This window comes from Streptomyces sp. NPDC055239 (genome assembly GCF_053606205.1).
In genome coordinates, this window is the sequence record NZ_JBSGRD010000025.1 from 1 (window position 1) to 24559 (window position 24559).

Consider the following 24559-nt stretch of genomic DNA (forward strand, 5'->3'; position numbering starts at 1 on the left):
ATGACGCTGACTCTCCCGCCACTCCCTCGCATACTCCCGAAACGACATCGCCCCATACTTCGCAATACGCACCGCCCTACTCGCACGGCCCGGCGCAGCCCTCTTCGCGTTATAGACATCCAACAAACGCGCAATCGCGTTCTCTTGGGTCGCATACCCTGACTCTTGGGTTTGCCGCCCACCGCCTGCCCGATATCTAATTTTGTAAAGATGGCTACATTTAGACCACCGCTCTTGCGCATGCTCGCAGTCCTTAAAGAAAGACCCCATCCCGCGAGCGAGGGTTCTTGCCGCCAAAGTGCCAATACTCCTTAATCGACTACCCAGACCTAAGTATCGTCGCGATCACCCTGCCCAACGGACCGTCACATCACCCCCTACGCTGCCGCATCCACTCCTTCACCTCACACTCTTTGAATTGCAGCTTCGCATTGCTGCCAAGGCCAAATCGATAGGGCACCAGACCCGACCTTCGCCCACTCTTGTAAACCCAAGAGGTGGACATATTTATGCATTCCGCCGTCTCTCTTACACTCATGAATCGCTCCACAGTGACTCCCGATACGTCGCCTTATAGCCCTCCGCGCCAGCGACTATCAGACAGGCGAAGCAAAGCTCTCTCACCCTCCAACCACGCGGCACGGACCAACCCATACAGTTCCTGCGTCCGCCACGACTCCGCCACCAAGCGCAGCCGAATGTGAACTCCTCAATGGTCGCGACGATCGCCGGTTTGGCTAACCGGCGATCGTGGCCTATGTTGCGCGCAGCATCAGATGAAGACGACAGCTTCCCGGACTGACCGTGCTTCTGAGCCGGGCACTTGAGGCAGAAGAGGGATAGCTCTGGACCTTCGGCGGCGCCTTGCATGACGCGCACTTCGTTAGCACTCGCCACAAGTCGGTCGAAGATCTCGGCACGGTCCGGTTTCACCTGGCTTCGCGGTAGTCCTTGGACGGGACGACAAGTCGACCACCGGCAACAAGGGCCGTCTCGGCAACCGGGGAGTCCGACTCTGTCCAGTTACGGCGGTAGTCGCCACGGCCTCATCTCCCCGTTTCGGCAGTGAGTTGCGTCTTCAGGCCCGCACATCGGTTACAGGCTGCGGTGATGCTTTGCGAGGCCTGACAGTTCTTTGGTCACGGGGCCGGGCCCGTACACCGTCAGAGTGCGAAGTGCACTGGCCTCTTGCGCTCCCTCCCAGACACCATGCGAGGGCGAGAGGGAGGCAATCATGGCTACGCCGCAGCTGGTGGACGGCTCGCTTTAGAGGTACTCCATCCCGCCGGGGTCGCACAGGTAGCCGCGTGCCTTCGTGGTCAGGGCAAGGTCAGCAAGCCGCAGTGACCGCCCCTGCCTCACTCTGAGCTCACTGCCGTAATGGCTCTTACCCTTCCAGCCGAGAAGTTCGAGGAGGAGCCGGGTGGATGCCTCCGCGATCCCTGCTGTCCTGTCCGTGGCGGCGTATCCGTCAACCCCTGCATCTGGTCCGGATCGCAGAGCAGCCCAAAACGGGCTGCCCCGACGGTGCGCTGAGAGCATGTGTGTGACACGGCTGCGGGATCGAACACGTTCGGCGAGGCGGGCCACCCAGATGATGGTCACTCGTCCTCAGGGCAGGTGCGTGGGCAGGGTGAGCCACTGTCGCTGCAGTGAATCTTTCGAGGGCTACGAGGCGAGCGCGATGCGGAGCAGCGGTTTCAACCAGCGACAATCGGGCGGTGTCATGGCCCGATGCCCTTTCGGACCTGACTGCGAAGGCGGTCAGCTCCTCGTCTCCGTGTAGGAGCAGGGTCCGGTCCGTGAGCAGACTGGCTACCGTCATCAAGAGCACTACGGATCTTTTCGCTTTCTACGGGACGACGGCGTGGCGCCGGAATTCCTGCTCCTCCGAGCTGTGGACGCGGACGGTAGGTCACCGCAGACGCAATCCGTTGGAGGCGGAAGGACCGGCTCAGCGCGCACGGGAACGCGCGAGAGGTACGGATAGCGCATTCCGTGACCGCTGGGAAGGCAGGGGCGGATGTCGGTTGGAAAGAGACCTCCACAGCCGATGTGGCCTTTACCTGCCGCCCAAAGGGGAAAGCTCTCTCGGGACGCCAATTCAGGGCGGAGCGGACCCGATGTCTCGCGAAAACTGACGAATCAAACCGCTGAACGAACAGGTTCCGCAAGAACGGGATCAGTCCGCCCGGCGGACTGCCAGGAGCCGACACTGCTCACGGAGCCTGATTCCGTCCCGTACCTCACGACGTCGAACATCAGGAGACGGGGAACCAGGCCGACAGATGCTTGGCAATGACCGGTACATCTATTTTGTCCTGCGCGACGTCCTCGACGAACGGACCGGAGGCGGGAGGAGGGAGGGGCGTCCTGCCTCCGCCTGCGTCATTCGGCGGGGCTGCCCGAGGGCTGCGGCTCGCCGAGCATCTGGCAGGTGGCCGCTTCGACGAGCGTCTTGTTCGCGGTGGCAGCCTTCTTCTCCTTGATGCCGAAGTTCGTGCTCGTCAGGACGGCGACGCTGCGCCGACCGCTCGCGTCGGTGTAGATCTCGCTGGAGTAGCCGGGCAGGCCGCCGGTGTGCCCCCAGACGGTGCCGCAGGAGGTGTCGACCCGCATCAGGCCCAGTCCGTAGCCTCCGCCCTCCTCGGGAGCGTCGACCGTGGTGCGCATCTGCTTCAGCTGCGCCTCGGGCAGCAGCTCGCCGGAGATCAGCGCGGTCAGGAAACGCTGCCAGTCCTGTGCGGTCGAGACCATGCCGCCGGCCGCCCAGGACCAGCTCGGGTCGATGGCGGAGGTGTCGGCGTTGTCCTCGGGGCGTTCGGGACCGGCGAACCCGACGCCCTCGGGCAGGTCCACGGTCCCGGCGAGGATGGCCTTCAGGCGCTCGGCATCCGGCTCGTAGCCGGTCACGTGCTGCTTCCCGGTGGTCTCGTCGGTGTCCCAGTCGGCGTTCGTCGCCAAGAACGAGTCCTTCATGCCGAGCGGCCCGGTGATCTTCTTCTGGATCAGCTCGGCCAGGTCGCTCCCGGTGGCCTTCTCCAGAATGAGTCCGAGTGCCTCGTAGCCCGCGTTGCTGTAGGAGTACGTCTCACCGGGCGCGGACTGCTGCTGAGGTGTGACGGCGAGGAGTTGCTCCGGCGTCCAGGTGCGCTGCTCCTGACCGGTGAGCGAGGGCAGGAACTCCGGCGTCAGCAGGAAGTCGCCGAGCCCGCTGGTGTGGTTGAGCAGCATCCGTACGGTGATGTCCCCGCCGCCCTCGACCAGACCGGGCAGCCACTTCTCCACCGTGTCGTCGAGGCTGATCTTCTTCTCGGCGACCTGTTGCAGGACGAGGGTCGCGGTGACCGTCTTGGTGTTGGAGCCGACCCGGAACTGGTCGCCGACGGCGATGCGGTGATCTTCCTTCGTCCAGGCGGCCTGCTTCGCGATCTCGACGGGCTTCCCGTCGCCGGAGTCGACCCGGACGATGACGCCCAAGGAGCCGGTGTCGGCCGCCTTCTGCGCGAGGCCGGCCAGCCGGGTGTCGGCCGCCGGGCTCACCGCGCTCCGCCCGGCCCCGTCCGGCTCCGCATCCGAACAGCTCACGAGCGCCGCGCCCATGCAGGTCGCCAACGCCACGGTCAGCACCCCCCGGCGGATCCGGTGGCGGCGGCACGGCGTGTGTATGGACATGACAGGTTCCCTTCGGCGCATGACAGTTGCTCTGTGCGTCGAGGGACCTGGCATCCATCCGTCGAGCGGCCTTCCGGCGGGTCCCGCGCACAACAGCCATTCAGTCAGCGGCGCGCTCCCGGCACATCGCTCGATGGCGGGCTTCCCGCAGGCACGAGGTCACTCCAAGGAATGACCTCGCGAGGCCCGGCGCCCCGCCCGCCCACCAGGAAGGGGCGGGTCAGGACAGGGTGTTCCTGGCCAGCACCGCCGCCTGCGCCCTGCTCTGGCAGCCGGTCTTCGTCAGCACACGGCTGACGTGCGTCTTGACCGTGTGCAGGCTCACCACGAGCCGTTCGGCGATCTCGGCGTTGCTCAGCCCGTCCCGGATCAGACGCAGTACGTCGATCTCCCGCTCGGTGAGGTCCCTCAGCCGGGCCAGCTCCTGATCGCTGGGGCGGCGCCGGCCGCTGAGATGGCCCTCGATGATGCGCTGGGTCACCGCGGGGCTCAGCGCGCTGTGCCCGGCCACCGCGGCACGCACGGCCCCGGTCAGTTCCTCGTACGAACTGTGCTTCAGCAGGAAACCGGACGCCCCGGCGGCCAGCGAGTCGTCGACGTATGCGTCCAGGTCGAACGTGGTCAGCATCAGCACCCGGCTGCGTCCTGGCCCGGTCAGTCCCCGGCGGCCCAGCTCGGCCAGCGCCCACAGTCCGTCGCGGCGCGGCATGCGGATGTCCATCAGCAGCACGTTGGGCCGCAGCCGCGCGCACGCCTCGACGGCTTCCTCACCGTCGTTCGCGGTGCCCGCCACGGTGATGTCCTCCTGGCTGTCCAGGATCGCGCTCAGCCCGGCGCGGATGATCGGCTCGTCGTCCACGACGAGCACACTGATCTGCTCAGACACCGGCAGGCTCCCACGGCATCGTGGCCACGACGCGGAAGCCGCCGTCACCGGTCGGGCGCGCGGTGAGTTCGCCGCCCAGCGCACCCACCCGTTCCTCCATGCTGACCAGACCGAGTCCGACACCCGCGCCGGCCGTTGCGCGCCGCGCCGCGCGGCCGTTCACGACCTCGCACCGCAACTCTCCCGCGACGCCGTCGACACTCACCCGGACCGGTGCCCCGGGCGCGTGCCGACGTGCGTTGACCAGTGCCTCCTGCACGACGCGGTACGCCGCCAGCTGCACCGGCCCCGGCACGGACTCCAGCGCGCCGCCCGTCGTCAGCTCGACCGTCCCTCCCGCGGCACGGTGACTGTCCAGCAACGCGTCCAGCTCGCCGAGGTCCGGCACCGGCTGGAGCGGGATCGCGTCCGCGGGATCGCGCAGCATCCGCAGCAGGTCACGCAGCTCGCCGCTGCTCTGCCGGCCCGCCGTCGCAAGACCGTCGACCTGGGCACGGGCCCAGCCGGGCAACTCGCCGCCACGGGCCCGCAGGGCCTCCGCGTGCACGACGAGCAGAGTCAGCGAGTGCGCGACCACATCGTGCATCTCACCGGCGATCCGTGTCCGCTCGCGCTGTGTGGCCTGCGCCGCCTCCAGGACCTGCGCCCGGCGTGCGTCGGCCGCCCGCCGCTCGGCCGCGGCCAGCAGTTCCTGCCGGGTCCGCGCGGCGAACCCCATTGCCCACGCCAGCGGCATCGGGGCCAGTGCGGCGAGGACGTCCAGACCGCCCTGGAAGTCGCCGGAGTCGGTCGTCATCCGGTTCAGCCACAGACCGGCCACGCTCAGCACGGTGACGCCGAGGACCGCCGACACGGTCCGTCGCCAGCTCGTGCCGTGGTTGCCCAGGTTGTAGAGCAGCACCGCCAGCGGCAGGAAGACCAGCGGCGACAGCTTGGCCCCCGCACCCGCACTGCCCACCAGCGCCGCCAGCAGGGCCCCGAAACCCACGACGAAGGCAGTGACCGGCAACCGCCGCCTCAGCAGCAGGACCACCACTCCCACCGCCTCGTACACCGTGAGCGACACCCATGCCGCCCCGGAGGTGTCCACGTACGGCTGCGACAGCAGCGGCGGCAGAAACGTCAGCACGACCAACCCGGCTTCAGCGCCCCACCGGGGCCACCTGCCGTCCATCACTCTCATCCCTCCGACACTAGGACCTCGCACGCCGACCTTCGTCACTCCAAAGAGCCACTCGCACCGCGACACGGCACCATCCCAGTCCTCCGTGTCACCGGCGGAGTCGTGTGGCGCGACCGAGGACCCGGCTGGTGCCGACCCGCGATCATGCCCCTCTTGGGTGCGAGAGGGCGGACCGGCGAAAGCGCGGACAGTGTTCCTCCGCACTCGCTAAGACCCCTCACCCCGCTGGTTCGGCTTCCACGAGGTCTTCCACGCGCTGACCGTGGCAGCCTTCTGCGCGCACTACACCGCCATCTCCCTGGCCGCCTACTGACCGGCTCGGCCTGTACCTGCGACGGGGGCCAGGGGGCGGCCGGAGCCAACTAGCGCAGCAGCCCTCGAGTCGTCGGTGGGGTGGTCATCCTCGCCCGTCGCGGGGCGGCGCTGCCTGACAAGGACGCCTATGAGGAGCCCTCATGGTGCGCCGGGTCCATAGAGAATGCGCTCCATCCGGCCCGGAGACACCCCGAGACGTCTGAAGGACGGCGACGTCGGTGTGGGCCGCTTCGAGATGCGTCGGACAGGGGTTGCACCGTCCGACCCCCGCTGCACGAGGTTGAATGCCTCACCGCCGAACACGCGAAAATCTCTGTTGGTCAGAGTAGACATTGGGTGGTGGTGTGGTTATGGTTTCTCTCGTAGCCGAGATCGAGCAAGGCCCGGCAGAGACGAACTGCCGGGCAGAAGTACCCGTATTTGCAAGACGGTGCGGTGGTGGAGTTTCGGAGCCAGAGCGGTTGCAGGACGGCGACGGGACTGACGACCGGACCGGGTGGCCCGCAGTGATCAGGGGCCGCCATGAGCAGTTCGCAGTACCCAGCAGTGAAATCAAGTGAGCAGCACCCTGGTGAAGGCGTCGGCTGCGGGCGCGCGCACCGGGAAGTTCGGCAGTGGGGTTCTAAGCCAGAGCGGATGCGGGAGTGGCGACGGGGCTGGCTGCCGGAGAGTGACGCTTACTCAGGTCACCAGCAGTTCGCATCACCAGTAGTACTAGCAGTGCGCAGTTTCTGTTCGAGAAGTAGTTGGTCAAGAGGGAAAGAACGGAGGAGCCGAGCGCCATCAGGATCGCCCGGGCGGATGTCTTGAGCCCGGGTACCGCAGGACATCGATAGTGAGGTGGTCTCCGGTCAAGCAACCGCGATCCCCGCAATCCCGACAACTTCCAGGTCGGGTCGGCGGAAACAGAAGGCCGGTGCAGTATCAGGGCCGGCAGATGGTGTAGCAGTTCCTTCGGGGCCCGGGTGCCAGTACGGCACCCGGGCCCCTCAACGCGTGCTCCAGACTCCAGAGAGGTGCAGATGACAGCAGACGACTCGTTCAACCGTCTCGATGACGACGACTACCCCGCCTACACGATGGGCCGGGCCGCCGAGATGCTCGGCACTACCCAGGGCTTCCTGCGCGCCATCGGCGAGGCCCGCCTGATCACCCCGCTGCGCTCCGAGGGCGGCCACCGCCGCTACTCCCGCTACCAGCTGCGCATCGCCGCCCGCGCCAGGGAACTCGTCGACCAGGGCACCCCCATCGAGGCCGCCTGCCGCATCGTCGTTCTCGAAGACCAGCTCGAGGAAGCCCAGCGCATCAACGCTCAATATCGCGGCCGCACCTCCACGCCGCAGAACACCACGGCCGCCAGTTGGGACGGATGAGAGCCTCGACTTCGTCGCGGCTCCCCTTTGCCTACTGCAGCAGTTACAAATTATCCCGAGGTGTTGGTGACGCCACGCCGGCCTTGGCCGTCACCGAGTAGGACAAGCTGACAGGGCGTTTTGCATTGTGGGCCTCAAACAGCTTGCGAAGCTCTGAGCCGCGCCTACGGAGCTTGCTGCGCCCCCGGCTCGTCGCGCATCAGGGCGGCGATCTCGGAGCGGGCGGTGAGGCCCAGCTTGGCCAGGATGTGTTCTATGTGGGTGTCGGCGGCGTGCTTGGCGATGGCCAGCCGCTTGGCGATCCCCGTGTTCGACCATCACCAACCAGAACGACGAGCTCAAACACCTTCGCGGGCTGGTGACCCGGCTGACGCTCGCGCAGGCCGTCCTCACCCAGGGCACCGGTTTGGCCGCTCGCCCCACGCGGGTCCCGGATGCGACCGCAGACAATGTCATCCCCTTCCCACCGCCCAGCACCTGACATCGGCAGGGGCTGAAAGGGCCGGATTCCCCGCACAGGGAAGCAGAGTGCCTTCGCAGCCCACAGGAGCTGCACTGCCTTTCCTTAAATGACCTGCCCCAGACGTTTAAGGAAAGGTGCAGCTTCATCCCTTCGAGCGACCACTTCGTTGCCCCCTCGCCAAGCTGGGTTCAAGATCCTCAACCTGAACACAAAGACTTGACAGGGAAGGCATACACAGTGCAGTTGGGTGCGTCGCTTCGCACGCCCCCGACCAAGACCGTTAAGGCCTGGCCAGATCAACTAGAGCGGGTGCAGGGGCAGTTGCACCAGTGGTTCCGTTCACAATTGCGTATGCGTTCAACGCGTTCACGCCTCGGAGGGCTCTGACCGGTTCCCTTCTCCCGGTAGTGGTGGCGAACTAGATGGATGCAGGCATACGCCGTTCCAGGCGGGGATGACTGCTACATCAGCACACCTTAGGACGGCCTGCCACGAAGAACTGAGCCTGTGGGGATCATGGAACTTCGTCCGTGAAATTCGGATATGCAAGCGAGATCTAAGAAAGTACGAGGCGTCTGCGATGCGTACGACTGTGCCTCATGTCCCGATTACTGGGCCTAAGTTGCCCAGCCCCAACGCTCGGGGATTCACCCGACACCTCACTGAGGGTGCGGAGCTTACTGTGAGTGCAGGACCCCAGACAATTGCCCGGAGCAACTCTGATCATTATGGAGGGCGGTCTGCTGTCGTATCCGGGTGCGGTGCATGGTTGCCGACGCGTGTCATTCACAACGGCGAGCTGGCCGAGCGCTTCGGGGTTTCCTGTGAGTGGATTCTGAGCCGAACTGGGATTCGCAGCGGGCGCGTTGTCGAACCAGGCGTGACGTTGGCTGATCTGGCTGTGGAAGCCGGCTCGCTGGCGTTGAAGTCGGCTGGCGTCGGGCATGTCGACGCGGTGGTGCTGGCGACTACGACACCGGGGCAGACCTGTCCGGGTGCAGCCCCGGAAGTGGCCGATCGTCTGGGGATGGGCACGGTGGCTGCCTTCGGTCTCGCGGCGGCATCGAGCGGATTCGTGTATGGGATGGCGGTCTCGGCCGGTTTGATCAATTCGGGGGTACTCAAGCGAGTGCTACTCGTGAGTGCTGAAGTGCTCTCACCTTGTGTCGATCCTGACGATCGGTCCACCGCGGTGTTGTTCGGTGATGGAGCCGGGGCCGTGGTGTTGAGCGCCGGGCGGCCAGGTGATCTGGGGGCAGTGGGCCCGTTCGACCTGGGCAGCGACGGGGCCCGCGCCGACCTGCTCGTCATGCCGTCGGCGACTTCGGGAGCGTCCTTGCCCTACCTACGGATGAAGGGGCCACAGGTCTACCGGCAGGCAGTCGCCCGGGTTACGGAGTCCGCTGGCCGCGTGCTCGACAGGGCTGGATGGTCGGTCGACGACGTGGACCATCTGATGTGCCACCAGGCGAACGGCCGTATCCAGGACGCGGTGGTCGCTCGTCTGGGAATTGCCCCTGGGCGGTGCCGGTCCAACCTCGAGCACATCGGCAACACGCAGGCTGCTTCGCTTCCCTTGTTGCTCGCTCACACCGCAGTGGAGGGCCGACTGGCTGCGGGGGACCGCATCTTGCTGACCTCATTCGGGGCTGGGCTGTCCTGGGGCTCAACCGTGTTGACCTGGCCGGGCCTTACGGCCTGCACCAACTGATCGGAGTGTTGCCATGTCCGTGGACTTCACGCTGCTGAAGGAACTGCTCGTCACGCGGCTTCGCGTGCCTGCCGAACTGATCGGCCCTGATGTCACATTCGAGGATCTTGAACTTGACTCGCTCGCACTAGTCGAGTTCTTGACGGTGGTCGAGGACGAATTGGGGCTGTGCGTCGCGGAAGAGGATGTCGCAGCTCACTTCACCGTGGCTCAGGCTGTCGAGGCCTTGGCGGACAAAGCGGTGCGGTCGTGAGCCGTGACGTGGTGGTGACGGGAATTGGGCTGGTTACTCCGGCGGGAATTGGGGTTGCCGAGAACTGGCGGCGCGTGTGTGCGGGGAAGCCGACAGCGGCCCACAACGCAGAGCTAGATGGGCTGGACGTCGACTTCGCCTGCACGATTTCCGGCTTCAACGCAGAGCCGGTCATCGGCTCGCGCAAGGCATGGCGCATGGACCGGTGCACGCAGATCGCGGTTGTTGCTGCTGCTGAGGCGCTTGCTGACGCTGGGCTCGATCCCTCCTCGTGGGACGGCGCCCGGGTGGGAGTGGTGATCGGCGGCACCGTCGGCGGTTGTGCGACGGTCGAAGCCCAGCATCACAGGCTGCTGAATCACCAGTCCCTGTCACCGATGTTCTTGCCGGCGGCCTTGGTGAACATGGTTGCGGGCGAGATCGCCATGCAGTTCAAGGCGGGCGGCCCGAACCTGGTCACGTCGGCTGCCTGTGCTTCCGGCGCGATGGCGCTGGGCATCGGCAGGATGCTGCTGGCCGCTGATATGTGCGACGTTGTGTTGACCGGCGGTTCTGAGGCAGGCGTGACGCCGCTGTTTGTCAGCGGGTTTGCCCGCATGGGTGCATTGTCGAAACGGCGCGACGATCCCGCGGCGGCATCACGTCCCTTCGACGCTGATCGCGATGGCTTTGTCATGGGTGAGGGTGCCGGCGTTGTCGTCCTGGAACAGGGTGCGCATGCTCGGGCCCGCGGCGCCCATGTGCATGCGGTCCTGTCCGGTTTCGCTGCCACGGATGACGCCCATCACCCCACGGCTCCTGAGCCATCCGGGGCTGCCGTGGAACGGGCCATCCGCACCGCGTTGGCAGATGCCGACGTGAGCGCGGCAGACGTGGACCACGTCAACGCCCATGGCACCTCCACCCCTTACAACGACCTGGCCGAAGCGCGGGTGCTTCGTCGAACACTGGGTGGGCGGGCTTGTGTGACCTCCACCAAGGGTGTCACCGGGCATCTGCTGAGCGCCGCAGGTGCCGTGGAGGCCGCCTACTGCGTCCTGGCCATCAAACACGGCATCGTTCCTCCCACCGCGAATCTTGACCGTCAGGACACCCAGATTGACTTGGACATCGCGCGGGGCGCACCTCGTCGGCTGCCAGTCCGAGTGGCCATGAGTAACTCATTCGGCTTCGGTGGGCACAACGCCGTCGTGGTGGTGACTGCACCATGACCGGCACCAACGTCGCCAGCGCCTTCCATGCACTGTGGTCTCAGGGCGGAAAGGACAATCCGTACCCGAATTACACGGCACTGCGCGATGCCTCACCGGTGCTTACCGTGGGCCCTCGTCGGGCCATCGTCACCGGATATCCCGAATGCGAGCAGATCGTCCTGCAGCCCCGGAACTTTCGGGTATGTGACGCCGAGTGGGGAGATCACGCCTGGCCGTCCTGGCGTGCCCACCCTTCGGTGGCCTCGCTCTACAACGCTCTGATGCATCAGAACGCACCAGCCAACCAGCCCGCCCGCAGGCTACTGACCCGGTATTTCGCACCGAAATACGTCGCGGCGATGCGCGCCGTGGTGGAGCGGCACGTCAATCACTACGTGGACCTGCTGGTAGAGCGGGCCCAGGCCGACGGCGAGGCAGACGCGGCCGACACCCTGCTCCGGCTTCCCGCAGCAATCGTGTGTGACGTACTGGGTGCTCCGCAGGGTGATGTCGTGTTGCTGAGGCGTTGGATCGAGTCCATCGGGCAGGCCAACGAGTTCAACCCGCCCGGGTACGGCCTGGAGACTGCGGATGCCGATGCACTGGAATTCAAGGACTACCTGCGTGCCTTGGCCGCCCAACGGCGCAAGGGCGACGAGTCCTTGACCGCGGTCTTGTCCCGCTCGTGGACCGGTGACGAGGACGCGCTACTCGATACCCTTGTATTCGTCGCTGGTGCGGGGACGGAGACGGCTGCCTCCATGCTGGGAAGCGGGCTTGAGGTGATCGCCGAACAGCCCAGTCTTCTCCCATGGCTGCGTCGCCACTCCCAGGCAGGCACAGCCTTCGGCCGTGAAGTGCTGCGCTACCACCCGCCTGCCCAGTACATCGGCCGCTGGACGACGCAGCCCGTCACGTTGGGCACGGTCCGACTGCCCAGCCACACGCTCCTGATGGTCTGCCTCGGCGCGGCCGGGCGCGACCCACGGATCTTCCACGATCCTGACCGGTTCCAGCCGAGCCGATACCTCGACGATGGCAACAGTCCACACCAGCTGCTGAGTTTCGGCTTGGGCAGTCATCACTGCCCAGGAGCCTCCCTGGCCGAAATGATTGCTGAGCTTGCCTTCGTTCACCTGGCCAGGCGATGCCGGCGTGTGACCGTCACGGCCGCGCCCGAACGCACCGCAGGTCCCGTGATCCGTGGCTTTACCCGGCTTCCGGTGCACATCACACCTACTGCATCCTCAGCGAGCCAACGATGACCGGCCCATTGTCGGCAGACGAGACGCTCCCCGAGGCTCTGGCCCGGTGTGCTGGGTCCGGTGCACGCTGGGTATTCCCGGGACGGCAGCAGGACGTGACTGCACGGGAACTCCACACGGCGGCGCTGCGCTTGGCTCGAGGTCTTGTACGCGCGGGGGTACAGCCAGGCGACCGCGTCGGGCTTGTGGCGCGCAACAGCCTCGAGATGTGGATCGCCACCTTCGGCATCATGGCGGCCGGAGCCTGCGTCAGCACACTGCCGGTACGCCCGATGTCTCGAGGACCACACCTCGTTGCTGCGGAATTGGTCCCGATCATCGACTCCGCGGGCATGCGTCATGTCCTCGCAGACACCGCATTCGACTGGGTCGTCCATGAATTGCTGCAGCTCAGGCCATCGGTGCGGTGTCTACTTTTCTCCGAAGTCGACGATGGCGCGACGCCCTTGCCAGAGCTGGGCCCCGATGATCTGGCTGCCGTGCAGTACACCTCGGGCAGCACCGCCGTACCCAAGGGGGTCATGCTGCCCCACCGCGTGGTGCTGGCCGGACTGCGCGCCATCCTTGGCTCCAGCGCGGTCGTCGGTGACGACATCCTGGTGCAGTGGGTACCGCACTTCCACGACATGGGTTTCTTCGGTCCGCTCGCTTTCGGCCTTGCCGGTTGCGATGTGCACCTCTTCAGCCCAGTGGACTTCGTCCGCAACCCCACGGGCTTCCTGCAGTACGTGGCGGCCCACCGTGGCACCCGCATCTCGGGCCCCAATTTTGGCTACGACTTGCTGACTGAGGATCTCCTTCGGAAACAACCCAACCGTATGGACCTCACGGCCTTGCGGACGGCCTTCAACGGTGCCGAACCGGTGCGTGCCGACACACTCGCCCGCTTCGCCGCAGCAGTGTCCGATCACCAGGTTCCCCCCGAGGTGATGTACCCCGTCTACGGTATGGCTGAGGCCACGCTCGCCGCCACATTCCCCGAGCCCGGGAGCCTCCCCCGCGTCATCCACATCGACGGGGACCGGCTGGCCAACACCGGCCACGCCCATGAGCTGCCCCACGACCACGACCAGGCGAAGGCTCTGGTATCGGTCGGGAAACCCGTCGCGGGACTGACACTTCGCGTCACCGATGAGCACGGCACGCCGCTGACAGAGGGCCGTCTGGGAGAGATCCGCCTGCGCGGCCCGTCGATCAGCCCCGGCTATTTCGGACCATCCGAGCTCTCGCGGGACCGATTCGAGGGGGGCTGGCTGCGCACCGGGGACCTCGGGTTCCGCCTCGACGATCAGCTCTATGTCGCCGGACGCAGTCGGGACATGATCGTCCTTCGCGGACGGAACCTGTTTCCGCAGGACATCGAGGCAGCCGTGCGCCCTCTCCCCGGCGTACACCGGGGGCAATGTGTGGCCCTCGCCCAGGCAGACCCCAACGGCACCGAGTCCCTCCTGGTCGTCGCGGAGAGCACAGCCCCACCGGGCGGGGCCGACGCCGACCAGCTGTCCCGCACGATCCATAACACGGTCAGCGAACGCATCGGCGCCGGACCGGTCCATGTCAGGCTCGTGGGCCGCGGCAGACTCCCGCGCACCCCCAGCGGCAAACTCCGACGCGCCCAAACCCGCACCGCGGCCAACACAGCGCATCCCGGCCCCCAACCAGCCCTGGCATCCGACGACTCAGAGTGAAAGAAGGCCCGCATATGAGCAGCACCAACGAAACCTCACGGACCGAAGTATTCGACTCAGTTCGGCACCAACTCGCCGACGAATTCAGTACCTCAGCCTCCGCGATCACCTACGAAACAGTCATCCTCGAAATCGAAGGAGCTGACTCCGTCAAACAAATGAGGCTCGCCAACGCGATGGAGCAGCGCTGGGACGTCGTCCTCATGGCCGAGGAAACCCCCATCGCCCGATCTGTCGCAGATCTCGTGGCACAGATTCTCGCTTCGCTGTCCGGCAAGCAAGAGCCCACCCGCCAAGGATGACCACGCGGGGACGGTACGCAATCCTGGTGACACTGGCCGAATGGGCCGACACACCAACGCCGCCCGCACTACTCAGCGCGCGCGAGCGGAAGATCACGAAGGGCTGGCCCCACTGGCGGACCCACGAGTTTACCTGCGGCCGCATCACGGCGAAGGCCTCCTTGGTGCGCTACTTGGGAGCACCGCCTGACAACCTCGAGATCCTCACAGCACGCAACGGAGCGCCCGACCTCCATACCTCTGCGCCCGACAGACCCTGCCAACTGTCGATCTCCCACTGTGGTGACACCGTCGCCGTAGCCGTCGGCCCCGCCTCGTCCCTGCTGGGAATTGACATCGAACGGCGCGATGCACGCAACGCCCCTCTGGCACGACGCCTCACGACCGCCGCCGATGAGATCGAAACCGCCCCACCCCCCACAGCGATCATTGCCTGCAAGGAAGCCGCCTTCAAAGCGTGCGACAACGGCCGCTCCCTAGCCACGAGCTACCCCCTGCGAGCCCTTGTCGGAAGACGGATCACCGTGCATCCCCGCGGACCCGGAGCACCTGGCGAACTCCTCGTCTCGCTGACGCGGCATCGGGACATGGAAGTCTCCGTGGCCTCCACCCACGTGGCAAGACCGCGAGTGCTGCTCACCACAGGGCAATGCCTCATGGAAGAGCTGACCAACACCGAACCCATCGGTAACACGCTGCCAACCTGGACAGGAGAATGGCGATGACACCAAGACTGGCCCACCTCATGACGGGTGCCACCGGTTTTCTCGGCAGTGCCATCCTGCTCGAACTCCTCACCCGCACCGACGACGACATCTGGTGTCTCGTACGAGGCCCCGACATCGTCCGTGCCCGATCCCGGCTCAACAGCGCACTGACCAGGACCGCAGATACCTTCCGCCGGAGCGCCGCACTCGCCGAGTCCCGTGCAACGCAGCGATGCCACGTGGTTCTTGGTGACGTTGAACGTTCCACATGCGGCATCTCCGCCGACGACCTGCCTCGTATCGGGCGGGTCTGGCACTGCGCGGCAACACTCCGATACGAAGATGCCTTCTCCAAGGAGATTCACCAGGCGAACGTGATGGGGGCACAGAATGCCCTGGCTCTCGCGCAGCGGCTCAACGCCGAACTGAACTACGTCAGCACCGCCTATGTCGCCGGCCAACACCGTGGAGTACAGGGCGAGGCGCTCCCGGAGTGTGACCGGCCGACTGGCAACCTGTACGAACGTTCCAAGATCAACGCAGAACTCCTGATTGCCGCATCCAGTCTCCCCTCGCGGATCTTGCGCCCGAGCGCCGTAGTGGGACACAGCAGCACCCTGCGGACACCAGGGCATTCGGGCCTCTATGACGTTGCTGCCAAAGTGCTGCGCTTCCGGCGGCAGTACGCGCCGCGATTCCCCGAACTCCTCAGCCGCAGTGCGACACTGCCGTCCGACCCCTTGGTGGACAGCAACCTCGTGCCGGTCGACCACGTCGCCGCATTCGGTGTACAGGCCGGCCTGGCTGGGCCCACCGGGACGGTGTTCCATCTCACCAACGCAACCTCACCGACCGTGGGCGAGGCCTACGCGTGCATCTTCGAGTGGGCCGGACTCCCGCGTCCCCGGTTCGCCCCCGACGCAGTTCTTGAGCACCACCTCGATCGGCGACTCGCCCAGATCCTGGACTTCCATCTTCCCTATACCAGAGGCCAGTTGACCTTCGACCGAACCAATACGGCTGCACTCGTCGGGGAAGAGGCCATGGCATTTCACGCGCCCTCACCAGTCATCCGGGAACTGCTCGACCACTACGCGCACGCATTCCTCCCACACCCACCCTCAGCTTCCCGGAGGTCACCGTGACAACCCGCGAAGAACGCAATCTTCAGGCCACTCAGCGATGGATCGAGCTGTACAACACGGACGTGCATCGCATGATCGATGAAATGTATCGGAAGACGCAGGTGGAATGCCCGGGGCTTTTGGCCATCACCGATGCCGCCACGCAACACGCCGTGGAACAGCTAGTACTCGACGCGGCCCCAGACCGACGAGCACGGATAGAGCACGCCGTAGCAAAGGACGATGACGTTGCCGTGGAATGCGTGCTGCACGGTACTGACGGGCGCACGACAGAACCGTGGTCCACCCACTGGTGTGCGTTCCTTACCTTCCAGGACGGACTCATTGTCAACGACCGCACTTACCTCGACGTTGCAGCGTGGCCGGGCAGTGCCGACGTCATCGCCCTGCTCGCCTCTTCTCCCAGTGCCAAGCCCGCTTGAGGCAGTGCTCCGCCCATCCACCTCCCTGCATCGACCGAGCACCGCGAACAGCCGGAACCAAGCCCAACAGCTACGGAGGACACACCTCATGCACTCCCGCCCTCTGGATGGACGCCGTGCGCTGGTGACAGGAGCCTCGCGCGGGATCGGCAAGCACATTGCAACCGCCCTCGCCGAGGCCGGGGCCTCAGTCGCCATTACCGCCCGCACCAAGAACATGCTCGACGAAGTCGCCGCTGCCATCGAGGGCCAAGCTGTACAGGCCGTTGCGCTCCCCGCAGACCTGGCAGAGTCCGGGGCCGGTGCCGTAGTCGTTGCCGGGGCGGCCGACGCACTCGGCGGCTTGGACATCGTAGTAAACAACGCTGCATTCGGTGGCCTTGGACGGTGCGAGGAACCCCGATCGGAAGACTGGAGCCGGGCACTGAGGCTCAATGTGGAGGCGGTGGCAGAAGTCTGCGCTGCGGCCGGACCCCATCTACGAAAGTCGGGGAAGGGCGCGATCGTCAACGTCACCTCCATCGCCGCCCTGATCGGTTTTCCACCCGCACCCCACTACGCAGCAACAAAAGCCGCAGTCATCTCCCTCACACGCTCCCTGGCTGTGCACTGGGCCCCGGCGAACGTTCGCGTGAACGCCCTGTGCCCGGGGTGGACCAAGACCGAAATGACCCGCAGTTGGTGGACCAACAGCAAGGCCTCGTCGGCGGTGCTGGCCGAGGTACCACTCGCGCGCTGGGCAGACCCGCAGGAGATGGGACCACCCGCAGTGTTTCTGGCAAGCGATGCCGCTTCCTACATGACCGGACAAGTGCTCGTCATCGATGGTGGCCGCCTGGCTCACTGACGCGAGGGAGAAGAGCCAACCGAACGGAAGTGATGATCACGTGAGTCCCATGACCGGCGATCTACTCAACGACCACCGGGCATTGGTGACGGGGGCTGCCCGCGGCATTGGCCGTGCCATCGCCCTGGCACTCGCCGCCCATGGCGCAGACGTGGCTGTCGTGGATCGGCGCGCTCCGGAGCTGACGGACGTCGTTGACCGGATCCGGGCCCTTGGGCGCCGCTGCATCCCCATCGCCGTCGACCTCACTGCAGACCGCAGCTCCGAACTGGCAGTCACACGCGCCATCGAGGGCCTGGGCGGCCTGGAGATTGTTGTCAACAACGCTGGCATGGGGCGCCCCGTGGCCATTGACCACATTGCGCCGGCACTATGGCGAGAGACCTTCCGGATCAACGTCGAGGCAGCGGCCAATGTATGCGCCGCAGCGGCAACCCACCTACGGCCCCGCCACTACGGCTCGATCATCAACATCGCCTCAGCTGCCGCGTTCCAAGCACTCCCACACTCCGCCCCCTACGCGGCGTCAAAATCCGCGCTCGTCTCCCTCACCCGGACCCTCGCCATCGCCTGGGCGCCAGACAGCATCCGCGTCAACGCCCTCTGCCCCGGCTGGACACGGACCACCATGACCACTCCCCTGCGCGCCTCCGAAGCCACCACGGAGGCTGTCCTCTCCCGGGTACCGCTTCACCGATGGGCCGAACCCGTCGAAATTGCGGACGCCGCCGTTCTCCTCTCCGTACCGACCACCATGATCACAGGAGCGGCAGTCAGCATCGACGGAGGAATCCAAGCCGCCTGACTCGTGATGCCCTGGACAGCCTGTGTGGTGCAGCGTCATTCTCATAAATGACCAGATGCGAAAGTTCTGGGAATGGGCCCGGAGTGATCACGTTTCCGCAGGCGCCGTTCGCGAGACTTATGTCAAACCCCGGGCGTTCTGCGACGCACTTCTGAGCCGCTGATCGCATGCAGCTGACGCCCGATCAAGCCTCAAATGCGGTAGAACGCCACGACTGCGCCACGTGCGGGGCCTCCGGGCCCAGCGGCACCACATACGACGACTTCCCCAAGCCCGAGTACGTCACGGACGCACCCATATCCGCAGGTGACTGCTCGCACGGCAAGATCGTGTATTCCGTACCCGGCAAGCAACACCCCGACCAGGCGCTGTACACGACCGACGACGAACCGACACTCCGGTGGTCGCTCGCGAAGTAGACACAAGTAGGGGGCCGTGACCGGCATCCGCAACGGGCACCCTCCACCGCCGCCACGAACACCTAGAGCGAGACACGACGTCCGGCCGCACCGGCGAGGCCAACAACGCCAATTGCAGAACCCCGTATATCGCTGCGGCCGCCATTATGAGCGTCACGCACAAACCCCCGAAAGCCAACAATCAGCACAAGCCCCAGGAGGCTAACAGCCGGGCTTGCAGCAGCGAATGACTGCCCCTCGGCCGGTGAGAACACACGGGATGACGTGCGGCATACCTTGCCCGCGGTTAAACCCACATCACCAGGCAAATGGTTGCAGAACAGTTGGGCAGTCCAGGCTCTTCTTCCATGCATCCGCACCTGCAGACTCAACCGATCCAGCGCCCTGTTCAAGGCCGGACGAGCACGCGGGCGGATAGAGAACAGCCAGTAAGCCGTCGGTAATGATCGCTTTGACGGGAAGGCTGATGATCACTGTGGTGCCCGTGCACCGCAAACGATGCGACTGCCCGAAATGCGATCATCGTCGTCCAGTGCGCCAATGGAAATGCCACCTGTATGACACCACGATGAGGAGAACCACCATGCGCCGCCTCACCACCGCTGTTGCCTCGGCCGGAGCGGCTCTGGCACTGGCACTGGCCGTACCAGTGACAGCCTCCGCGACACCGCAATCGTCCGCCACCACATCAGTGACAGCACCCAAGGCGGACCCGATCGACTGCTTGGAGCATTGCGCCGCAGGAGATGTGACGTGTGAGGCAAAGTGCATCGAAGTCCTCTGACGACCAGCACAGCCCCCACCCCGATCACGCAGTTCACACAGAGTCTCATGCGTCTACGTCGGCAACTCATACTCAAGTGTTCACCATGCTGTGCCTCTGAGGCCCGAAGGCGCCGGACGACGACCATGAGGCCGAAGGCGTCGCCGACGCACAGGACCTCGCCGGCGCAGCAGCCAGGAGCGGCTGCCGGTGATATCGAGGCGGTCGCCCACGATGTGATCAGGCGCCTTCGATCGCACCAGTGGCGATCGGCCAGCCGGCCGCCAGGGCGATGTCGTAGCGGAGTTGGCCGAGGTGGCCGGTGAGGTAGCGGCCGCAGGCGTCGGCTCCCTCGCGCCGGGTGCCGTGCAATCTGGTCCGGTCGGCCTGGGTATTGATCTCGGCGGCGACGCGGTCAGCCTGGCCGTGGAGGATCGTGGTGAGGTGACCGGCACCCCAGGCTTCGGCCGCCGCAGTGCCGGGCTTGTGAAAGCAATGGGCTGCGTCCCAGACGTACTCACTCACGTGCACGAAGTCGAGCAGGACGTGCACCGTAATGCTCCGCCGGTCGGCTTCGGCCTGGATCAGGCCGAGTTGATGACGGGCGCCGTCGACCAGGACGACCCAGTCGCGCAAGTGGTCATGGTCGCGGGCGGTGGCCTGGTCGAATGCGGCGGCTATCACCGCCTCGGGCGGCTGGACGAGGGAGGCGGTGAGCCACTTGCGGTGTGCTCTCGGGCCGGAGCGGGGTGTCCGGGTGGTGAGACTGCGTCCTTCGGACGGGGCGATCACATCGTGCGACCGGCGAGGTGCGGGGTCAGTATCGAAGACGCAGGCCAGGGTCGCCATCCGCTTGCGATGGGGCTTTTCGCCCGGGGCGAGTCAGGTCCGCAGAGCGTGCTGGCCGTTCAGGTGAGCTTTGAGTGTCGCGGGTCGCAGGGCCTCGGGCCGCATCACGATGCCCTTGCCGTCGACCCGTATGACGAGTGCGGTGGTGGCGGTCGATGGGAGAGGGATCTTGCACCGTTAGAAGTCGTCGACGTCCACCGCCGAGTGATGTCCAGGCCCGTCTCGGCGGCCAGGGCAGCAAGTCCGGTCTTCCAGGATCAGGTGCGGTAGCCGTTGGAGCCGCCCACGCCCGCAGTGATCAGAAGGCGGGTGGCGGCCGGATAGCCGTGCCGGCCTCGGGCCTGCCGCCAGCGGCGGATGGAGGCGACAGCGAACGCGGCAGTGTCGTGATCGGCGCCGACACTGACCCGGCCGGTGGTGGCGGCGATGTCGTAGATGCCGTTCGGGATCGCTTTGCCTGGTCCCTGCCGGTCCAGGAAATCGTGCGTTTTGACCAGTACCGGCTCACAGGTCGGCCGCCACTGGTGCCCGACGTTCTTGTAGTCGCCGACCTTCGCCCGGATCGTCCTCATAGCCTCGGCCGGGGACGGGGCGAGGGCGGCCAGGGCCTCGACGGCTTCACGTATGTAGCGGTAAAAGGTCGCGATCCCGATGCCGAACCCGGCTGCGAGTTGGGCGTAGGTATCACCGCGTCGCAGGTGGGCCAGAGCAAGCAGGCTTGGCGTGCTGCGGGAAGGCGCCGCCAGCCTGTCCCGATCTCCTGCCACCTGGCAGCCAGTCGCCTGGTCCGGAACCGCAGGGTGCGGTTGGACAGATCAATCGAGGACGGGTAGACAAGCACGCGAAGCTCCTGGCGGACGCGGGTAATCTTGGTCGAGAATCCGTCTGCCAGGAGCTTCGGCGTTGCGCAGGACTACCCAACTCGCGGTCAGCACCGCCAGCTTGGGAAGTCGGACTGTAACAGCCGCCTGCTTCTCAAGCGAGGGCGAGCGCCGGTTGGGGCCGGACCATCCCGTCCAGCCAAGACAGCGTACTGAGAGGGTGACCGGTGCGCAGGCCCATGGCCGTCAGCCGGGCGAATTCGGTACCGAAGGCGTGCAGGGTGGTCGACTGCATCCCGAGCAGGGCCATGGCCCGTGCGCTGGCGGCAGGGCTGGAGCGCCACGTACGGAACAGGGTGTCGCGCAGGGCGATCGACGCCGAGTCCCTGCGGCAGAAGGCCCGGTGGACCAGAACGCTGACTTGTTCGCTCACCCATGATGTGGCGGCGCGGTGACGGGCGTAGTCGGCGGGAGAGGGGCACTGCCCCAGCGCCTCGCCGTCCAGGAGTGCTGCGGACATGCCATGGGCAGCCAGCGGATGGCTGTATCCGACCGCGTCGCCTACGAAGATGCACCGCCCTTGCCGGTATCGGGTCCGGCGCTGGAATCGGTTGGCAGCCCAGTGCACACGGTGGGCCTCAATCTCGGCGGACAAGTGATCCCTGAGCGGGTGCGGCAGTTGGGGCACGTACCGGCGCAGGAAGGCGTAGACGGCTGGAGCGGAGGGCTGTCCGAGCGGGACGTCGAGGAAGACCCGGATGCTGTCCGCATCGAGGCGGTAGGCCAGTGCGGGGCCGGGCCCGCCCATGAATACGTGCCCGAAGCCCTCCCGGGGCAGCACGGCTCCACGCACCACGAAACCGGCGAAGCGGGACAGCGACACGGTCGGCGGGCGGTTGTCGCCAAGGGCCCTGCGGACCGCCGAGGCACGTCCGTCGGCGCCGACGACGAGATCCGTACGGGTGGTGCCTGCGGCGGTGGTCAAGGTGCCGTTCCTGTCTGCGGCCAGCACCCGGTACTCAGGGCCAATGGCCAGGTGGGCATGGTGAGCTGCGGCCGTCCGCAGATGCTTGACGAGGTTGGCGTGCGGCATGCTCACTGCGGGACCGCGGGCGTAGCGCAGCTCCAACGGCTCAGCGTGCGGGCCCACGTGGACGAGAAGGCCTTTGTTGCGTACGGCACTGCTCGGCGGACCGATGCCCAGCCTGGCGAGCGCGTCGGCCCCGGCCGGGTGTAGCCACTCGCCAGCCATCTGTGCATGGCCGCGTTCCCCGCTGTCCAGCACGCATACCTCGGCCCCTGCGCGGGCGCTAGCGATGGCCGCGGCACAGCCTGCCGGCCCTGCTCCAACAACGACCACGCGCATCGCAAGCTCCTCTTGCAGCCCTTCCTACCTTGAAGAATGGTGGATCTATGGCTGCCGCGCGACCGCAGCAGTCATCGCGGATGGGAGCGGTGGGATGGGTGCCTTGCCACAGAGCGCGGATGACCAGGCTGCACTGCGCAGCAGCGCACAGCACGCGCTTCAGGCCGCTGCGGCTTCCCTGGCAGGCCGACAGGAAGCAGACGGGAGCTGGCGCGGCGAGTTCAGCGGGATGACCTGCCAGGCGCCGATGTACGTCCTGGCCCACTCGATCACACGGACGCCGCTCGACGGCGACCAGGTCCGCGGATTGGCCGAAGGCATGCGTCACCGCCGCAACCCGGACGGCAGCGTCGGCCTGTATGAGCAAGGCCCGGGCACCTTGTTCTGCACCGTGCTGACGTACACCGCCCTGCGCCTGCTCGGCGAGTCCCCTGACGACCCGGGGATGACGGCGATGCGCCGGTGGATTCACCGTCAGGGCGGTCCGTTGCGCGCGGCTCCCTGTACCAAGTTCTGGCTCTGCCTGACGGGCCTGTACGACTACGGTGGTCTAGACCCACTGCTGCCCGAGCTCTGGCTTCTGCCCCGTGGTCTTCCCCTGCACCCCAGCAAACTCCTGTGCCATGCCAGACAGCAGCTGCTGCCCATGACCTGGCTCTACGCCCACCGCGCCACGGTCCCGGCCGATGACGTGATCAAAGCCTTGCGCGTCGAGCTCTACGAACGCGACTACGCGTATATTCCCTGGCACAAGCACCGTGCCACGATCGCCTCCTGCGACAATCTGGCACCTGCCTCCATGCTCATAAGACTCGGCGGCACGGTCGCGCGCCTCGTCGAACCCCGCGTGCCGCGATTCCTGCGTCGCCGGGCCGTCGATCGTGTGCTGGCCCATCTGGAGTACGACGGGCAGCACACCAACGGCCTCTACATGAACATGTGCGTGGCTGCGCTCGCCGCTGTCGTGCACCACTTTCGAGACCCGTCCGCGGCTGACGCCGAGGAGATCCTCGACCGGATGCGGGTCTACCTCTGGCATGGCCGGCACGGCATCGGCGTACAGGGCTGCGATTCCACCCAAGTTTGGGACACGGCCTTTGCCGCCCAGGCACTCGCCGCGGCCGGACGGACTCGACCGCATGCTGTCGATCTCGCGCTGGTCAAGGCTCAGGCGTATCTGTGCTCCAACCAGCTGACCGACGATCTGCCCCAGGCAAGAACCTTCCACCGCGACCGACGCGCCGGCAGCTGGCCCTTCTCCACTCGGGCGCACGGCTGGGCGGTTAGTGACTGCACGGGCGAAGCCCTCGAAGCCCTGCATACGAGCACGTCCGCGACGGCCGCGCAACACTTGGCGGTGTCGGCCGACGCCACGGCGGACCTGTTGCTGACCTGGCAGAATCGGGACGGGGGGTGGTCGAGTTACGAACCGGTCCGCGGACCGCGCTGGCTCGCCCGGCTCAATCCCATGCGTGTCTTCGACGACTGCGTCACCGAACGGTCCTACACAGAGTGCACGGCCAGCGTCCTCAAGGCACTCAACACCCTGAAGGACGGCCTTCCGCCGATGCTGCGCCCCCGGATTGACAAGGCCACGGCGGCCGGTCGCACCTTCCTCCTCGATGCGCAACGTCCCGACGGCAGCTTTGAAGGATCCTGGGGCATCTGCTTCACGTACGGCACTTGGTTCGGCATCGAGGGACTGCGTGCGACCGGACTGGACATGGACCACCCGTCCCTCGTAGGAGCCGCCCAGTTCCTGCGCGACACTCAACTGCCCGACGGTTCATGGTCGGAGACGCCCGACACGAGCCTCACCCGCCGCTACACACCCGCGCCCGAAGGCGAACCCGTCCAAACTGCCTGGGCACTTCTGGGCTTGTGCGGTGCGGGGCAGGCCACGAGCGTCGCCGCGCGGGCGGCGGTCCGATTCCTCGTGCAGGCCCAGCTTCCCGACGGCAGCTATCCCCAAGGCGGTTACACCGGGATCACCTTCCGCACGCTTGCCCTGCGCTACGACAACTACCGTCACTACTTTCCTCTGTGGGCCCTCGCGGTATGGACGGCGGCCTACGCCGAGCGGGCATGATGATCCGTCATGCCTCACC

At 66.2% G+C, this 24559-nt stretch carries 19 protein-coding genes and 4 pseudogenes; 15 read left to right on the top strand and 8 right to left on the bottom strand.

The features are described 5' to 3' along the window. Window positions 1-2388 precede the first annotated feature (2388 nt). The 3 genes from ACWFRJ_RS43290 to ACWFRJ_RS43300 form a co-directional block, all read right to left on the bottom strand. On the bottom strand, window positions 2389-3675 hold the full coding sequence (locus ACWFRJ_RS43290; protein ID WP_453544376.1) for a serine hydrolase domain-containing protein: 1287 nt from the start codon (window positions 3673-3675) through the stop codon (window positions 2389-2391). A gap of 220 nt (window positions 3676-3895) precedes the next feature. Continuing rightward, window positions 3896-4567 (bottom strand): response regulator, encoded by a 672-nt coding sequence (locus ACWFRJ_RS43295; protein WP_453544488.1) that lies wholly within the window; start codon window positions 4565-4567, stop codon window positions 3896-3898. After that, window positions 4554-5735 carry a sensor histidine kinase gene (locus ACWFRJ_RS43300; protein ID WP_453544378.1) on the bottom strand — a complete coding sequence of 394 codons (1182 nt, stop codon included), beginning with the start codon at window positions 5733-5735 and terminating at the stop codon, window positions 4554-4556. Before ACWFRJ_RS43300 ends, ACWFRJ_RS43295 begins: the two co-directional genes overlap by 14 nt. Before the next feature lie 220 nt (window positions 5736-5955). Here ACWFRJ_RS43300 and ACWFRJ_RS43305 point away from each other — a divergent pair. Beyond that, a pseudogene (locus tag ACWFRJ_RS43305) lies at window positions 5956-6057 on the top strand (PAQR family membrane homeostasis protein TrhA); the annotation flags it as partial. 1024 nt (window positions 6058-7081) lie between these two features. Further along, window positions 7082-7432 carry a MerR family transcriptional regulator gene (locus tag ACWFRJ_RS43310; RefSeq protein ID WP_453544380.1) on the top strand — a complete coding sequence of 117 codons (351 nt, stop codon included), beginning with the start codon at window positions 7082-7084 and terminating at the stop codon, window positions 7430-7432. A 164-nt stretch (window positions 7433-7596) separates the two neighbouring features. On the opposite strand, the gene ACWFRJ_RS43315 is transcribed toward ACWFRJ_RS43310, so the two are convergent. Continuing rightward, window positions 7597-7734 carry a hypothetical protein gene (locus ACWFRJ_RS43315; protein ID WP_453544490.1) on the bottom strand — a complete coding sequence of 46 codons (138 nt, stop codon included), beginning with the start codon at window positions 7732-7734 and terminating at the stop codon, window positions 7597-7599. An 843-nt stretch (window positions 7735-8577) separates the two neighbouring features. On the opposite strand from ACWFRJ_RS43315, the gene ACWFRJ_RS43320 reads away from it, so the two are divergent. From ACWFRJ_RS43320 to ACWFRJ_RS43375, 12 genes are all read left to right on the top strand, one after another. After that, the gene (locus ACWFRJ_RS43320; RefSeq protein WP_453544382.1) at window positions 8578-9606 is read left to right on the top strand and encodes a beta-ketoacyl-ACP synthase III; all 1029 of its coding nucleotides are present in this window, start codon (window positions 8578-8580) and stop codon (window positions 9604-9606) included. 13 nt (window positions 9607-9619) lie between these two features. After that, window positions 9620-9859 (top strand): acyl carrier protein, encoded by a 240-nt coding sequence (locus ACWFRJ_RS43325; RefSeq protein ID WP_453544384.1) that lies wholly within the window; start codon window positions 9620-9622, stop codon window positions 9857-9859. Beyond that, window positions 9856-11070 carry a beta-ketoacyl-[acyl-carrier-protein] synthase family protein gene (locus ACWFRJ_RS43330; protein ID WP_453544386.1) on the top strand — a complete coding sequence of 405 codons (1215 nt, stop codon included), beginning with the start codon at window positions 9856-9858 and terminating at the stop codon, window positions 11068-11070. The genes ACWFRJ_RS43325 and ACWFRJ_RS43330 overlap by 4 nt, the downstream gene beginning before the upstream one ends. After that, entirely contained in the window at window positions 11067-12317 is a 1251-nt protein-coding gene (locus tag ACWFRJ_RS43335) for a cytochrome P450 (protein WP_453544388.1), read from the top strand. Before ACWFRJ_RS43330 ends, ACWFRJ_RS43335 begins: the two co-directional genes overlap by 4 nt. Beyond that, complete coding sequence (locus tag ACWFRJ_RS43340) at window positions 12314-14005, top strand: AMP-binding protein (RefSeq protein ID WP_453544492.1); 1692 nt, start codon at window positions 12314-12316, stop codon at window positions 14003-14005. The genes ACWFRJ_RS43335 and ACWFRJ_RS43340 overlap by 4 nt, the downstream gene beginning before the upstream one ends. Before the next feature lie 14 nt (window positions 14006-14019). Further along, on the top strand, window positions 14020-14307 hold the full coding sequence (locus ACWFRJ_RS43345) for an acyl carrier protein (RefSeq protein ID WP_453544390.1): 288 nt from the start codon (window positions 14020-14022) through the stop codon (window positions 14305-14307). A 26-nt stretch (window positions 14308-14333) separates the two neighbouring features. Beyond that, window positions 14334-15032 (top strand): 4'-phosphopantetheinyl transferase family protein, encoded by a 699-nt coding sequence (locus tag ACWFRJ_RS43350; RefSeq protein WP_453544392.1) that lies wholly within the window; start codon window positions 14334-14336, stop codon window positions 15030-15032. Continuing rightward, on the top strand, window positions 15029-16159 hold the full coding sequence (locus ACWFRJ_RS43355) for an SDR family oxidoreductase (RefSeq protein WP_453544394.1): 1131 nt from the start codon (window positions 15029-15031) through the stop codon (window positions 16157-16159). The genes ACWFRJ_RS43350 and ACWFRJ_RS43355 overlap by 4 nt, the downstream gene beginning before the upstream one ends. Then, complete coding sequence (locus ACWFRJ_RS43360; RefSeq protein ID WP_453544396.1) at window positions 16156-16581, top strand: nuclear transport factor 2 family protein; 426 nt, start codon at window positions 16156-16158, stop codon at window positions 16579-16581. Before ACWFRJ_RS43355 ends, ACWFRJ_RS43360 begins: the two co-directional genes overlap by 4 nt. 88 nt (window positions 16582-16669) lie before the next feature. Then, a complete protein-coding gene (locus ACWFRJ_RS43365) occupies window positions 16670-17428 on the top strand; it encodes an SDR family NAD(P)-dependent oxidoreductase (RefSeq protein ID WP_453544398.1) in 759 nt (252 codons plus the stop codon). 49 nt (window positions 17429-17477) lie between these two features. After that, window positions 17478-18233 carry an SDR family NAD(P)-dependent oxidoreductase gene (locus ACWFRJ_RS43370; RefSeq protein ID WP_453544400.1) on the top strand — a complete coding sequence of 252 codons (756 nt, stop codon included), beginning with the start codon at window positions 17478-17480 and terminating at the stop codon, window positions 18231-18233. Between the two features lie 167 nt (window positions 18234-18400). After that, the gene (locus ACWFRJ_RS43375) at window positions 18401-18652 is read left to right on the top strand and encodes a hypothetical protein (RefSeq protein WP_453544402.1); all 252 of its coding nucleotides are present in this window, start codon (window positions 18401-18403) and stop codon (window positions 18650-18652) included. A gap of 906 nt (window positions 18653-19558) precedes the next feature. Here ACWFRJ_RS43375 and ACWFRJ_RS43380 read toward each other — a convergent pair. The 4 genes and pseudogenes from ACWFRJ_RS43380 to ACWFRJ_RS43395 all read right to left on the bottom strand — a co-directional run. Next, window positions 19559-20435, bottom strand: a pseudogene (locus ACWFRJ_RS43380) (ISKra4 family transposase); the annotation flags it as partial. An 89-nt stretch (window positions 20436-20524) separates the two neighbouring features. Continuing rightward, window positions 20525-20815 (bottom strand): annotated as a pseudogene (locus tag ACWFRJ_RS43385) (ISAzo13-like element transposase-related protein); the annotation flags it as partial. Then, window positions 20816-21105, bottom strand: a pseudogene (locus ACWFRJ_RS43390) (transposase family protein); the annotation flags it as partial. Between the two features lie 134 nt (window positions 21106-21239). Next, window positions 21240-22451: an FAD-dependent monooxygenase gene (locus tag ACWFRJ_RS43395; protein ID WP_453544404.1), complete on the bottom strand. Its 1212-nt coding sequence runs from the start codon at window positions 22449-22451 to the stop codon at window positions 21240-21242. Between ACWFRJ_RS43395 and ACWFRJ_RS43400 the strand changes: the two genes are divergently transcribed. Beyond that, the gene (locus ACWFRJ_RS43400) at window positions 22402-24540 is read left to right on the top strand and encodes a hypothetical protein (protein WP_453544406.1); all 2139 of its coding nucleotides are present in this window, start codon (window positions 22402-22404) and stop codon (window positions 24538-24540) included. The genes ACWFRJ_RS43395 and ACWFRJ_RS43400 overlap by 50 nt on opposite strands. Window positions 24541-24559: the final 19 nt, after the last annotated feature.